Source organism: Erythrobacter sp. MTPC3 (assembly GCF_042854385.1).
GTDB lineage: Bacteria > Pseudomonadota > Alphaproteobacteria > Sphingomonadales > Sphingomonadaceae > Erythrobacter.
In genome coordinates, this window is the sequence record NZ_BTGP01000003.1 from 1 (window position 1) to 12784 (window position 12784).

Annotated in this window: 11 protein-coding genes and 1 pseudogene; 11 read left to right on the plus strand and 1 reads right to left on the minus strand. The window is 62.0% G+C overall.

Annotated features, from left to right (window positions below):
* Positions 1 to 130: pseudogene (locus tag ACGHU1_RS04640) on the plus strand (IS5/IS1182 family transposase); the annotation flags it as partial.
* Between the two features lie 32 nt (positions 131 to 162).
* A complete protein-coding gene (locus ACGHU1_RS04645; protein WP_390583953.1) occupies positions 163 to 609 on the plus strand; it encodes a DUF411 domain-containing protein in 447 nt (148 codons plus the stop codon).
* Between the two features lie 14 nt (positions 610 to 623).
* Here the strand turns inward: ACGHU1_RS04645 and ACGHU1_RS04650 are convergent, their stop codons facing one another.
* Positions 624 to 1082, minus strand: a complete 459-nt coding sequence (locus tag ACGHU1_RS04650) for a Cu(I)-responsive transcriptional regulator (RefSeq protein ID WP_054527532.1) — start codon at positions 1080 to 1082, stop codon at positions 624 to 626.
* A gap of 139 nt (positions 1083 to 1221) precedes the next feature.
* Here ACGHU1_RS04650 and ACGHU1_RS04655 point away from each other — a divergent pair, with 139 nt between their 5' ends.
* The 9 genes from ACGHU1_RS04655 (at position 1222) to ACGHU1_RS04695 (ending at position 12748) form a co-directional block, all read left to right on the plus strand.
* On the plus strand, positions 1222 to 1488 hold the full coding sequence (locus tag ACGHU1_RS04655; RefSeq protein ID WP_390478808.1) for a hypothetical protein: 267 nt from the start codon (positions 1222 to 1224) through the stop codon (positions 1486 to 1488).
* 85 nt (positions 1489 to 1573) lie between these two features.
* Positions 1574 to 1870 (plus strand): hypothetical protein, encoded by a 297-nt coding sequence (locus ACGHU1_RS04660; RefSeq protein WP_241554625.1) that lies wholly within the window; start codon positions 1574 to 1576, stop codon positions 1868 to 1870.
* A 292-nt stretch (positions 1871 to 2162) separates the two neighbouring features.
* Positions 2163 to 2408: a hypothetical protein gene (locus ACGHU1_RS04665; RefSeq protein WP_179407719.1), complete on the plus strand. Its 246-nt coding sequence runs from the start codon at positions 2163 to 2165 to the stop codon at positions 2406 to 2408.
* 123 nt (positions 2409 to 2531) lie between these two features.
* Positions 2532 to 3761: a TolC family protein gene (locus ACGHU1_RS04670; RefSeq protein ID WP_390583957.1), complete on the plus strand. Its 1230-nt coding sequence runs from the start codon at positions 2532 to 2534 to the stop codon at positions 3759 to 3761.
* An 8-nt stretch (positions 3762 to 3769) separates the two neighbouring features.
* On the plus strand, positions 3770 to 5266 hold the full coding sequence (locus tag ACGHU1_RS04675; protein WP_390584810.1) for an efflux RND transporter periplasmic adaptor subunit: 1497 nt from the start codon (positions 3770 to 3772) through the stop codon (positions 5264 to 5266).
* Positions 5263 to 8430 (plus strand): efflux RND transporter permease subunit, encoded by a 3168-nt coding sequence (locus tag ACGHU1_RS04680; protein ID WP_390583959.1) that lies wholly within the window; start codon positions 5263 to 5265, stop codon positions 8428 to 8430. The genes ACGHU1_RS04675 and ACGHU1_RS04680 overlap by 4 nt, the downstream gene beginning before the upstream one ends.
* A complete protein-coding gene (locus tag ACGHU1_RS04685; RefSeq protein WP_390478817.1) occupies positions 8409 to 8795 on the plus strand; it encodes a copper-binding protein in 387 nt (128 codons plus the stop codon). Before ACGHU1_RS04680 ends, ACGHU1_RS04685 begins: the two co-directional genes overlap by 22 nt.
* Before the next feature lie 58 nt (positions 8796 to 8853).
* The gene (locus ACGHU1_RS04690) at positions 8854 to 10395 is read left to right on the plus strand and encodes a multicopper oxidase family protein (protein WP_390583962.1); all 1542 of its coding nucleotides are present in this window, start codon (positions 8854 to 8856) and stop codon (positions 10393 to 10395) included.
* Between the two features lie 13 nt (positions 10396 to 10408).
* Positions 10409 to 12748, plus strand: coding sequence for a heavy metal translocating P-type ATPase (locus tag ACGHU1_RS04695; protein WP_390583965.1), 2340 nt, complete (start codon positions 10409 to 10411; stop codon positions 12746 to 12748).
* Positions 12749 to 12784 lie beyond the last annotated feature (36 nt).

The following is a 12784-nucleotide window of genomic DNA, read 5'->3' on the forward strand; positions in this document are numbered from 1 at the left end:
ACGCAACGTCGTCGAGCGCATGTTCTGCCGCTTCAAGGACTGGCGCCGCGTCGCCACCCGCTTCGACCGCAACATCAAGACCTTCATGGCTACCATCGCCATCGCAGCCTTCGTCACGTGGTGGCTCTAATGAGTCCGGACCCTAAAAGAAAGGAAAAACTGATGCGTTTGTTACCCAAGGTCTTGATGTCGTTTTCGGCCCTCGCGCTGCTGCCCTCGGCCGCGGCGGCACAGGAAGCAAGACCGTTTGCCACGATCTTCAAGAACCCTCAGTGCGGTTGCTGTGAAAGCTACGGCGACTATCTCGAAGCCAGCGGATATGAGGTGAAGATGGTCGCGACCCACGACCTCGCCCTAATCAAGGAACGCCAGGGTGTGCCCGCCGGGCTCGAGGGATGCCATACGATGCTCATCGGCGGCTACTTCGTCGATGGACATGTGCCGGCCGACAGCGTTGACCGCCTGCTGGAGGAACGTCCGCGGATTTCAGGCATCACGCTTCCCGGCATGCCTGCAGGTTCGCCGGGCATGGGCGGTGCCAAGACAGGCACGTGGACGATTACGGGCATAAGAGCGGATGGTGCCACGAGCGTCTTTGCGCGATACTGAGCACCGTCCGAAGCCTAGCAAACGCGCTCGAAGCCAAACTTGTGACCAACGTCCTTGGGACGAGCCGGATTGGCATCGTCAGCGAGGTCCTTGAGGATGGGACAGTCGGGACGTTCGTCATTCGTACAATTCTCGAAAAGATGTTCGAGCGCGTCTATCATAGAATGGATTTCGGCAGCCTTCGACCGCAGGGCCGAAAGATGGCCATCCGCCACTCGGCGAACGTCCTTGCTCGCTCGGGTGTCGTTTTTCCATAAATCGAGCAGTTCGGAAATATCGTCGACCGAAAAGCCCAGATTGCGAGCGCGCCGCACAAACCGGAGCGTATGAATATCTGCCGGAGTGTAGAGGCGGTAACCGGCATCGGTCCGGTCCGCCGCCTCGATCAAACCGATCTTTTCATAATGTCGGATCATCTTGGCAGAAACCCCGCTCGTTGCAGCCGCCTCGCCAATCGTGTGTGAATGTTTCATGCGGGCGCTTTAACCTTCCAATGATTGGAATGCAAGGTGGCTGGCTGAAAGCCGAGAAAATCCCCACAAAGTGTCTTGACCTTCCAATGATGGGAAGCCCTACTTTATGTGCATTGGTTGATTCGATGAAGGATAAGACATGACTATTCCGTCGTCCCGAGCCTTGGTGCCGGTCACCGCCACTTCCGCGCGCTCCAATACCGATGCGGAAGGCCTCTGTTCTGCCGGTAAAGGCCGACAGCGCAAGTGGATGCTCGCCCTTGGTGTCGTTTTGGCATTGGCCGCGCTGGCGCTTGGCTCGATGTGGTTGGGCTTCGCAGCCATTCTTCCGTTTCTTTATGTACTGCCCTGCCTGGCAATGGTCGCCATGTGCATGCGCAAGAGCGGAACGTCGACCGAAACCTGAAAACCCGTGCCGAATTCGCTCGTGCGCCGAAGCATGAAGGACGGAGCGAAGCCAAAGGCATCAATAATTTGAAAGGAAAGATCATATGAACACTTTTAAGATGACCGCACTCGGCGCGCTCGCGACGGTTGGCCTCGCAACGACGGCCGTCGCGCAGCCCAAGGTCGATCACCGTCCCGACAGAGCCCAAAACACGCAGGAGCAGCAGCGCGCAGAAATGCGGGGCGGAATGCAAGGCGATATGAGCGAGAGGGAGATGTCCGGCATGATGGCCATGATGAACGATCCGGAGATGCGCGCCGAGATGATGGAAATGATGCGTAACTGCAATGAAATGATGAAAAAGAAGCGCGAGCAGATGGCGCAAGGCGAAGCAGGCTGAAGCCTGAGTTCCAATATGTCTGACGCTTCAACCAGTCCCCCACCTGCCCCGCATGAACCTGCGGGGCAGGACCCTTCTGTTATAAGGCCAATGCAAACGCTATGACGATAGTCCGCCAGGATAGAACGATGGGGCGCCGCGCGGTGGCGGCAAACCTGCGCTTGCCGGTGACGGCTCGTTTCCGTATTGTGGGATGATGCGGATGCTGCGCGCTCTCGGCCTTATCTTGGTTGGCGTTGGACTCTTTGTTCAAACGGCAGCTCATGCGTCGGCGCTTCCCCAGGAGCCGAGCATGGTCGAGCGCAATTGCAACGACATGGTCATGGACACCACCGACGACGAGGCTGAAAGATCGCCGTGCGCCGACCTGCGGCTCGATTGCCTGGTTGCCCTTGGCTGCATTCCGCCGCTTGTCATGACTCAAGACCTCGCGGTTGTGAGGGTGCCGCTGGCGGTCGCTAGCCAGTTTACCGATCTCGCTTTCTTCGAGTTGACTGGCACCGGCGCAGGGCCGGAACCGCCCCCTCCGCAAGCCTAGAAACCTGGAATTGATGCAGATATAGCTCTGCAGGCTATGGCTGGACATTTTGCGCGCGCGAAGGATGTGCGCGAACTGTCTCGAACGCGCGCTCGCCGCGCCCTTTAGCGGAATCCTACTGTCATGAAACGAATATGCTGGACCGCGCTTCCGGTCCTGCTGGCTATCGCGCCGGCGAGTCACGCCCAATCGGTGGGCTATGAAGAAACTCTAGAGGCTGCGGTCAGCGGCCAGCCCCAGGTTCGCACCAGCGAACTACGGCTCGACGCCCGGCGAGAGATCGCCGAGGCGGCTGACGAACTGCCCGATCCGCAATTGCGCGGCGGCATTCGTAACCTCCCGGTGACGGGGCCGGACATTCTCGATCCCACGATGATGACCATGGTCGAGATCGGGATCGAGCAGGACTTTCCCAACCTTGCCGAACGGCGTGCCCGTGCGGGCATCGCTTCTGCAGATATCGATTTTGCTTCGGCCCAACTGGCTCATGCGCGGCACATGGCACGACTGGGCGCTGGACGCGCGTGGATCTCGCTTGCCTATGCCCAGCGCGCGGATCTGGTCGTTGGCGAAGCACTAGACGAGATCGAACGCCTCGTACCCCTTGCGCGCAGTTCGGTTGCGGCGGGTACTGCACGGCCTGGCGAAAGTCTGGAGATCCGCCGAGCCGTCCTTGAAGTGGAAGACGCGCGGACGCGGATCGCGGCAGAGCGCGAAGCCGCGCAGGCTCGTCTCGCCCGATTTATTGGCGCTGAGAATGCGGTCGCTTCGGGCGAAATTCCACCGGTCGATATCCAAGCCGAGCGGCTGCGGGCTACGCTGGAATACAACCCGGAGATTATTCTGGCGGCAGCTCAAGTCCGTCAGGCTGACGCGGCAATCGACCTCGCGCGGTCGGACTTGCGCCCGGATTTCAGCGTCGGGGTCAGTTACGGCGTCAGGGAGCGCCAATATGGTGATTTGTTTTCGGTTATGGGGACGGTCACCTTGCCGCTGTTCAGCAAGAAAAGGCAGGAGCCACGCATTGCTGCGGCGCGGTCGGAAGCGGCTGCGGCACGTGAGGCGCAGCTCGACGAGCTGCGCGCGCTCGAGGCGCAATTCGAGGCTGATCTGGCCGCGTGGCGCAGCGCCTTCCGACAATGGCAGCGCGCGACGGAGGAGTTGCTTCCATTGGCCGAAAGCCGAGCCGAACTCGAACGAGCCAGCTTTGCGGCGGGCAGAGCGGAACTGCTCGACGTGATCGAAGCCATCAAGGCGCTGGCGCTGCTTCGCATCGATATTCTCGAACGCGAGGAAGCGACTGTCGAAGCTGCCGCCAACCTACGACTGGCATACAGGGAACACCATCTATGAGAGCCGCAATGGGAGCTGCGTGGGACAGATTGTCACCACGCCAGAAGTCTTGGACGATGGCAGCCACGGTTGCCCTCATCAGTGTTACCGCCGGATATGGCCTCTCGCAGCTTGGCCAAGATGGCGCAGGAACGGCCGAGAGCAGCGGAACGTCGGGCGCAGAATGCGAGGATGTCCTCTACTGGTACGACCCGATGGTCCCCGGACAGCACTTCGACGAACCGGGCAAATCGCCGTTCATGGACATGGAACTGGTGCCCAAATGTGCAGGCGAGGAGGCGACCGCTGGCGTTCAGATCGACGCGGGCTTGGTCCAGAATTTTGGCATTCGCACCGCCGAAGCAGAGTACGGTCTTCTCGAGCCCGAGATAACCGTCACTGGCGTGCTCGCTTATAATGAACGCGACGCCGCGATCGTCCAGCCCCGCGCCGGGGGCTATGTTCAAAGGACTTACGGTCGTGCGCCGGATGACGTGATTGGACGGGGCGCGCCGCTTGCGGATATCCTGGTTCCCGAATGGGGCGGAGCGCAGCAGGAATATCTGGCCGTCCTGAATAGCGGTGATGAAGAACTTGCGCAGGCGATGCGCGAGCGCATGCGCCTTCTGGGCATGTCTCCAGGCCTGATCTCGTCGGTGGGACGCAGCGGACGACCGCATTCGACGATCACTGTTACCGCGCCGATCGGCGGGGCGATCACATCGCTCGGCGTGCGTCCGGGAATGACGGTCATGGCCGGACAGACGCTCGCTGAGATCACCGGTTTCTCGCCGATCTGGCTGGAAGCCGCGGTGCCTGAAACGCAGGCTGCGAATGTACGGGTTGGCCAGCCTGTCAGCGCGAACCTGACCGCGTTTCCCGACGAACGGTTCGCGGGGCGCATTATCGCCATCCTGCCGAGTGCACAGGATGCGAGCCGGACGATCACCGTTCGTGCGCAGCTGCCCAACGCATCCGGACGCCTCAAACCGGGCATGTTCGCGCAGGTTTCGCTGACCCCGGACACACGCCGCACGCTGCTGGTACCGTCCGAAGCGGTTATCAGGACCGGACGTCGAACCATCGTAATGGTGAGGCAGGACGAGGGCAGTTTCATGCCCGCCGAGGTTCTGATCGGCCGCGAAGCGGGTGGAAGGACCGAAGTGCTGGCCGGACTTTCCGCCGGCGAACAGGTCGTGACATCGGGTCAGTTCCTGCTCGATTCCGAGGCAAGCCTGGCCGGGCTCGATGTCCGCCCGATTGAACAGGTCAGCCGCGAGCAGGCAGATGAAGACGAAGCAACGACTTTCAGTGCGATTGGAACAATCGAGAAAATCGCCGATGGCTCGGTAACGCTGCGCCACGGGCCCGTCCCGCGGCTCGACTGGCCAGCCATGACGATGACCTTCCGCACGAAGAGCGCGGCGCAGATGCGCGGGCTCGAGAAGGGAGACAGAGTCCGTTTCACCTTCATCCAGGAGGATGAGGGCCCCCGGATCGAGACCATCGGGAGGGCCGGACAATGATTGCTCGGATAATCGATGCCTCGATCGCCAACCGCTTGTTCATCGTTCTGGCGGCCATCGCGGTAACGCTAGGCGGTTTCTGGGCAGTGCGCACGACGCCGGTCGACGCGCTGCCCGATCTTTCCGACGTCCAAGTTGTGGTCCGGTCCAACTATCCGGGGCAAGCCCCCCGGATCGTCGAGGACCAGGTTACCTATCCGCTGGCAACGACCATGCTCTCGGTGCCGGGGGCGAAAACCGTCCGCGGTTACTCGATGTTTGGCGACAGCTATGTCTATATCATCTTCGAGGACGGAACCGACCTCTACTGGGCGCGCTCGCGCGTGCTCGAGTATCTCAACCAGGTGCAGAACCGCCTGCCCGATGGTGTGACGAGCACGCTGGGTCCAGATGCCACGGGGGTCGGCTGGATTTACGAGTACGCGCTGGTCGATCGCACCGGCGGTCATGACCTTGCCGGGCTACGCAGCCTGCAGGACTGGTTCCTGCGCTACGAGCTCAAGACGATCCCCGGCATTGCCGAAGTCGCGAGCGTCGGCGGTATGGTCAAGCAGTACCAGGTGGTGCTCGAACCTTACCGGATGGCCTCGCTCGGCGTGACCCACGCCGAGATCGTGAGCGCCATCCAGTCTGCCAACCAGGAAGCGGGCGGCTCGATCGTCGAGATGGGCGAAGCCGAATATATGGTTCGCGCCTCGGGCTATCTCGGCGACCTCAATGATTTTCGGCAAATCCCTTTACGTACCGCGAGCGGCGGCGTTCCGGTCACGCTTGGCGACGTAGCGACGATCCAGGTCGGCCCTGAACTGCGGCGTGGCATCGCCGAGCTCAATGGTGAAGGTGAGGTTGCCGGCGGCATCATCGTTCTGCGCCAGGGAGCGGATGCGCGAAGCGCGATCCAGGCCGTGGAGCAAAAACTCGACGAGTTGCAGGCGAGCCTGCCCGAAGGCGTCGAGATCGTCACGACCTACGACCGTTCACAGCTTATCGACGCCTCAGTGGAGAATCTGACCCACAAGCTGATCGAGGAATTCATCGTGGTTGCGCTCGTTTGCGGGCTGTTCCTCTGGCACGCGCGCTCCGCCCTGGTCGCCATCATCACCTTGCCGCTAGGTGTGCTGGCCGCTTTCATCGTGATGCGCTTTCAGGGAGTGAACGCCAATATCATGTCGCTGGGTGGCATCGCCATCGCGATCGGGGCGATGGTCGATGCCGCGGTGGTGATGATCGAGAACGCCCACAAGCATCTCGAACGATGGGAGCACGAAAACCCGGATACCGTGCTCGCGGTAAAGGAACGGTGGAGGATCATCGCCGATGCATCGAAGGAAGTGGGACCAGCGCTGTTCTTCAGCCTGCTGATCATTACGCTGTCATTCCTGCCGGTCTTCACCCTGCAGGCGCAGGAAGGTCGGTTGTTCGCGCCGCTCGCTTTTACCAAGACCTATGCCATGGCGGCCGCGGCCATTCTCTCGGTAACGCTGGTGCCGGTGATGATGGGTTGGCTGATCCGTGGGAAGATCCCTTCGGAAGATTCCAATTTTCTAAACCGCTGGCTGACGAAAATCTATCGTCCGGGGCTCGACTGGGTCATGCGGCGCCCCAAGGCAACGCTGGCGATCGCGGCGCTGATCTTTCTGACCACCGCGATCCCCTTCACCCGGCTTGGCGGCGAGTTCCTCCCGCCGCTCGATGAAGGCGATTTGCTTTATATGCCGAGTGCATTGCCCGGCCTTTCCCCCGGCGAGGCGTCGGCGCTGCTGCAGCGCACCGATCGCCTGATCAAGTCGGTCCCGGAAGTGGAAACGGTGTTCGGTAAAGCGGGGCGCGCCGATACGGCGACGGATCCGGCTCCCCTGACGATGTTCGAAACGACGATCCGCTTCAAGCCCCGCGAAGAATGGCGCGAGGGAATGACGCCCGATCTGCTGGTCGAGGAACTCGACCGGGTCGTCCAGGTGCCGGGCCTCGCCAATGTCTGGGTGCCGCCGATCCGCAACCGGATCGACATGCTCGCGACCGGAATCAAGAGCCCGATCGGGGTCAAGGTGTCAGGCGACGATCTCGATCAACTGGAACGCGTTGCACTCGATGTGGAGCGTATCGCCAAGACCGTGCCTGGCGTGAGTTCCGCGCTGGCCGAGCGGCTGTCGGGCGGTCGCTATGTCGATGTCGATATCGACCGGATGGCGGCCGCGCGATACGGACTCAACATTGCCGACATCCAGCAGATCGTCTCTGGTGCAATAGGCGGCGCCAATGTCGCACGGACCGTCGAGGGGCTGGCGCGCTATCCGATCAATGTGCGCTATCCCCGCGAAATCAGGGACAGCGTCGATGAACTCAGGGCCCTGCCGGTTCTGACGCCGTCCGGCCAACAGATTACGCTCGGCACTGTCGCCCGTATCGCCGTCAGCGACGGTCCGCCGATGCTCAAGAGCGAGCAGGGTCGTCTGACCAGCTACATCTATGTCGATGTCCGTGGCCGCGATCTTACCTCGGTGGTCGCCGATCTGCAGGAGGCCGTCGCCACGGGCGTCGATCTGCCTCCCGGCGTCAGCCTGTCCTATGCGGGCCAGTTCGAATATCTGACGCGCGCCTATGAGCGACTGAAGATCGTGGTTCCCGCGACGCTCGCGATCATCTTCCTGCTGCTCTATCTCATTTTCCGGCGCTGGGACGAAGCCTTGCTGATCATGGGCACGCTGCCCTTCGCGCTGACGGGCGGATACTGGTTGCTCTATCTGATGGGCTACAACCAGTCGGTGGCGACTGCGGTCGGCTTCATCGCGCTTGCCGGTGTCTCCGCCGAATTCGGCGTGGTGATGCTGATTTACCTGAAAGCCGCACTGGAGCGACGGCAAGCTGACCTGGGCGCCGAAGAAGTGGACGAGGCCATCCGGGAAGGCGCGCTCCTGCGCGTGCGGCCCAAGGCGATGACCGTCGCAGTCATCCTTGCGGGTCTCTTTCCGATCCTGATCGGCACCGGCGCGGGCTCGGAAGTCATGAGCCGCATCGCCGCGCCGATGGTCGGCGGCATGATCACCGCCCCGCTCCTGTCCATGTTCCTGCTTCCCGCCGCTTATCTGTTGTTGCGGCGTCCCCGTCCGGAAAAACCGGCGAACCCTCAAGGAGAAGAAGAATGCGTACCCCAACCTACATGATCCTGCTCGCGGCACCGCTGGCGCTTGCAGCCTGCGACGCTGCAGACGACAGCACCGGGACCATGATGTCAGACGACATGGCGAACTCGGACAGTATGCCCATGTCAGGCGAAATGCCGATGGCGGAGGAGACCGGCGGCGAGCAGAGCGCCAGCGCGGAGGGAACGGTTACAGCCATCGATTCCGAGGCGGGCACGGTGACCATCGAGCATGGTCCGGTCGAAAGTATCGGATGGCCCGCGATGACCATGACCTTCGAAGCCGACGCGCAAATCCTCGAACAGGTCAGTGTCGGTGAGGGAATAGCCTTTGAATTTCGTACTGGAACCGAAGGCAGCGTCGTTACCTCGGTAACGCCGCGATAGGACGGTGGGTGGGAGGCGCTCGGTTGCGCCGGTGCCTCCCACGCAAAAACAGGTGAATATGCCAGGTATCGACAGGCCCGACTTTAAGGATCGCCGCGACTTCATCAAGAGCGCCGGCCTCGCGGCGACGGGTTTCGCCGCGCTGCCGCTGCTGGGTTGCGGTACGCAAAGCAGGATGTCGCTCGATCAGGGAGGCGAAAGCAATCCTCTTGCCATACCTCGGCTACAGGCAGGAACGATCGAACGGGGCGAGCGTGTCTTTGGCCTGTCCCTGACACCGGGCGAGAAAGAATTCGTGCCCGGCACGGCGTCACCGACGATCGGTATCGACGCATCCTATCTCGGCCCGACCCTCGAAATGCGCCGCGGCGAACAGGTTCGCTTTCACATCGACAACAAGCTTGCCGAAGATGCGACCGTCCACTGGCATGGTTTCGAACTTCCCGCCACAGCGGATGGCGGGCCGCACCAGCTCATACGGCCCGGTGAGCGCTGGAGCCCGTCCTTCGAAATACGCCAGCGCGCTTCGCTATACTGGTATCATTCTCATACGCATCGCCGGGCCGGACCACAGGTCTATGCCGGACTTGCTGCCCCGATCTACGTGCGCGACGAGGAAGAGGATCGCCTCGATCTGCCGAGCCGGTACGGTGTAGATGATATCCCGCTCGTCGTGCAGGATCGCGTGATCGACAGCTCAGGCCGCCTCGTTTACCCGCTCAACATGCACTCGCGGATGATGGGGGTGATAGGTGAGCGCATCTATGTGAACGGAACGGCCAATGCCGTTTTCGACGCCGCCGCCGGTCCGCTGCGCCTGCGGCTTCTCAATGGATCGAATGCGCGGTTCTACACCTTCTCGCTCGAAGGTGATCGTCCGATGCAACTCATCGCAAGCGATGGCGGCCTGCTTGCCGCACCCCGCGAGATTCGCAGTCTTACCCTTGCCCCAGGCGAACGCGCACAAGTGATCGTCGACCTTTCCGAAGGGCGCCCGCTGCGCCTGAATGCCAGCAGTCCTGATAACGCCATGGGCATGATGGCCGGAGAAGGCGGGGGTATGATGGACGGCGGAATGATGGGAAACCGGACCGGTCGCGAGAGGCAGGGCCGCACCTTTTCGATCCTCGATATGCGTCCCTCCGGATCATCGACTCCAGTGATGCTCCCGCCCACCCTGGCCGCGCTAGCCGCGCCAGACCCCTCGCTCGCCGTTCGCAGCCGCCGTTTCGTACTCGATATGGGCATGATGGGTCGGGGCATGGCGATCAACGGCGAGACCATGGACATGGATGTCATCAATCAGCGCGTACCGGTGGGTCAGTGGGAAATATGGGAAATCGCTAACGCTTCGATGATGGCGCATCCCTTTCATATTCATAACGTGCAGTTCCGCTTGCTCGACCGGGACGGTCGGCCTCCGCGGGCGGAAGAGGCGGGCTTCAAGGACACCGTTATCGTCAACCCGCGTGAACAGGTCAGGCTGCTGTTGCGGTTCGAAGAGAATACCGATCCCGACAATCCCTACATGTATCACTGTCATATCCTCGAGCACGAGGACGCAGGCATGATGGGGCAGTTCGTGGTCACGGCCAATTAGGGGAGAACGACAGATGAGCGATGGGCACAATGCAATCGAGGGTATGGCGACCGACCCCGTTTGCGGAATGAGCGTGAAGATGGACGGCGCCCGCTTCGTCGATCGACACGAGGGTGGCGACCATTACTTCTGCTCCTCGCGCTGCCTCGACAAGTTCCGCGCGGATCCGGAGATGTATCTTTCGAAGGCGCACCTCGATGCTGTCGAGGATGTCCCGGAAGGTACGATATACACCTGTCCGATGCATCCGGAGATCCGGCAGCCGGGGCCGGGCTCCTGCCCGATATGCGGGATGGCCCTCGAACCCGAAACGGTCACCTTGAACGAGGGCCCCGATCCCGAACTCGTCGACATGCGGCGAAGGTTCTGGTGGAGCGCGCTCTTCACCCTGCCGCTCTTCGCCTATGCGATGGGCGACATGATCCCGTCGCGACCGTTCGATCAGGTCATCGAACCCGCTTTCGCGCAGTGGCTGCAGCTCCTGCTGGCCACTCCGGTGGTGCTTTGGGGCGGCTGGCCCTTCTTCACCCGGGCGCTGCAATCGGTCCGGACCATGAACCTCAACATGTTCACCCTGATCGGCTTCGGCGTCGCCATCGCCTATCTGTTCAGCCTTGTGGCAACCCTCGCCCCGGACATCTTTCCCGAGGCATTCCGCGATCATGCGGGCCGGGTCGGCGTCTATTACGAGGCCGCAGCGGTTATCACGACCCTCGTGCTGCTCGGGCAGGTGCTCGAGCTCAAGGCGCGCGGATCGACATCGAGCGCCTTGCGAGCGCTTCTCGAACTCGCACCCCCGACCGCGATGAAGATCTTCGGTCGCGGGGACGAGCGCGAAGTACCGCTCGATGAATTGACGTCGGGGGACCTGCTGCGCGTGCGTCCGGGCGACAAGGTCCCCGTCGATGGCACGCTCGAGGATGGAAGCAGTGCCATCGACGAATCCATGATCAGTGGCGAACCCATTCCCGTCAAGAAAAGCGCTGGCGATCCCGTGATCGGGGGCACTGTCAACCAGACCGGCAGCTTCACCATGCGCGCGACGCAGGTCGGCGCGGACACCATGCTCTCGAAGATCGTGCAGATGGTGGCGGAGGCGCAGCGCAGCCGGGCACCGATCCAGCGGCTCGCCGACCAGGTCACCGGATGGTTCGTACCCATCGTCGTCCTTGTCGCTATCGTGAGTTTTGTCGTCTGGGCCATCTGGGGACCGGCACCGGCCCTTGCCTACGCGCTCGTCAACGCGGTCGCCGTTCTGATCATCGCGTGTCCCTGCGCGCTCGGACTGGCGACGCCGATGTCGATCATGACCGGTACCGGCAAGGGCGCGCAGCACGGGATCCTGATCAAGAACGCCGAAGCGCTCGAAACGCTGGAAAAGATCGATACGCTGGTTGTCGACAAGACCGGCACACTGACCCGGGGCAAGCCCGATCTTGTCGACGTAAAACCGCAGTCAGATTTCGACGAGCAGGAGTTGCTGAGCCTTGTCGCTGCTGTTGAGAGAGGAAGCGAGCATCCGCTCGCCCACGCGATCGTCGAAGGGGCTCAAAGCAGGGGCGCTGCCATTCTCGACGCTTCCGATATCGAGTCCGTGACCGGCGAAGGCATCCAGGCAAATGTCGACAAGCGCCGGGTCGCGATCGGGAATGAAAAGATGATGGAGCGCATAGGGGCGCTCGAAGAAAGCTGGCGGTCCTCGGCCAATGAGGGTCGAAGCCTCGGACAGACGGTGATGTTCGTGGCCGTGGACGGGGCACCGGCAGGCCTTATCGCTGTCGCCGATCCGATCAAGGAAACCAGCCGCACCGCTATTACCGCGCTGCATGAGCGCGGCATCAAGATCGTGATGCTTACCGGCGACAGCGAAGCCACCGCGCGTGCGGTAGCAAGCCAGGTCGGTATCGACGAAGTCGAAGCGAATGTCTCGCCCGAGGACAAACATCGCAAGATCGAGCAGTTGAAGAGCGAGGGTCGCCGGGTCGCTATGGCCGGCGACGGCATAAACGACGCACCCGCGCTTGCCGCTTCGCATGTCGGCATCGCGATGGGAACGGGTACCGATGTCGCGATCGAAAGCGCGGGCGTGACATTGGTGCGCGGCGACCTCGTCGGCGTTGTTCAGGCGCTCGTCCTGTCTCGGGCCACTATGCGCAACATCAGGCAGAACCTGTTCTTTGCCTTCGCCTATAACGCGCTCGGCATTCCGGTCGCCGCAGGTGTTCTCTATCCGTGGACCGGGTTGCTTTTGAACCCGATGATCGCGGCCGCGGCGATGAGCCTGTCCTCGGTATCGGTGATCGGCAACGCCCTGCGCCTGCGCGGCCTCGCTCTTCCCAAATTCGATACCTGAGCGATGGGCACGGGAGGGAGATGGCAAGAGTGACGG

Excerpts from the sequence above, each read along its gene's own strand:
- ACGHU1_RS04645 (WP_390583953.1), top strand. The coding sequence starts at position 163 with ATGCGTTTGTTACCCAAGGTCTTGATGTCGTTTTCGGCCCTCGCGCTG.
- ACGHU1_RS04650 (WP_054527532.1), bottom strand. The coding sequence starts at position 1,082 with ATGAAACATTCACACACGATTGGCGAGGCGGCTGCAACGAGCGGGGTT.
- ACGHU1_RS04655 (WP_390478808.1), top strand. The coding sequence starts at position 1,222 with ATGACTATTCCGTCGTCCCGAGCCTTGGTGCCGGTCACCGCCACTTCC.
- ACGHU1_RS04660 (WP_241554625.1), top strand. The coding sequence starts at position 1,574 with ATGAACACTTTTAAGATGACCGCACTCGGCGCGCTCGCGACGGTTGGC.
- ACGHU1_RS04665 (WP_179407719.1), top strand. The coding sequence starts at position 2,163 with ATGGTCGAGCGCAATTGCAACGACATGGTCATGGACACCACCGACGAC.
- ACGHU1_RS04670 (WP_390583957.1), top strand. The coding sequence starts at position 2,532 with ATGAAACGAATATGCTGGACCGCGCTTCCGGTCCTGCTGGCTATCGCG.
- ACGHU1_RS04675 (WP_390584810.1), top strand. The coding sequence starts at position 3,770 with ATGGGAGCTGCGTGGGACAGATTGTCACCACGCCAGAAGTCTTGGACG.
- ACGHU1_RS04680 (WP_390583959.1), top strand. The coding sequence starts at position 5,263 with ATGATTGCTCGGATAATCGATGCCTCGATCGCCAACCGCTTGTTCATC.
- ACGHU1_RS04685 (WP_390478817.1), top strand. The coding sequence starts at position 8,409 with ATGCGTACCCCAACCTACATGATCCTGCTCGCGGCACCGCTGGCGCTT.
- ACGHU1_RS04690 (WP_390583962.1), top strand. The coding sequence starts at position 8,854 with ATGCCAGGTATCGACAGGCCCGACTTTAAGGATCGCCGCGACTTCATC.
- ACGHU1_RS04695 (WP_390583965.1), top strand. The coding sequence starts at position 10,409 with ATGAGCGATGGGCACAATGCAATCGAGGGTATGGCGACCGACCCCGTT.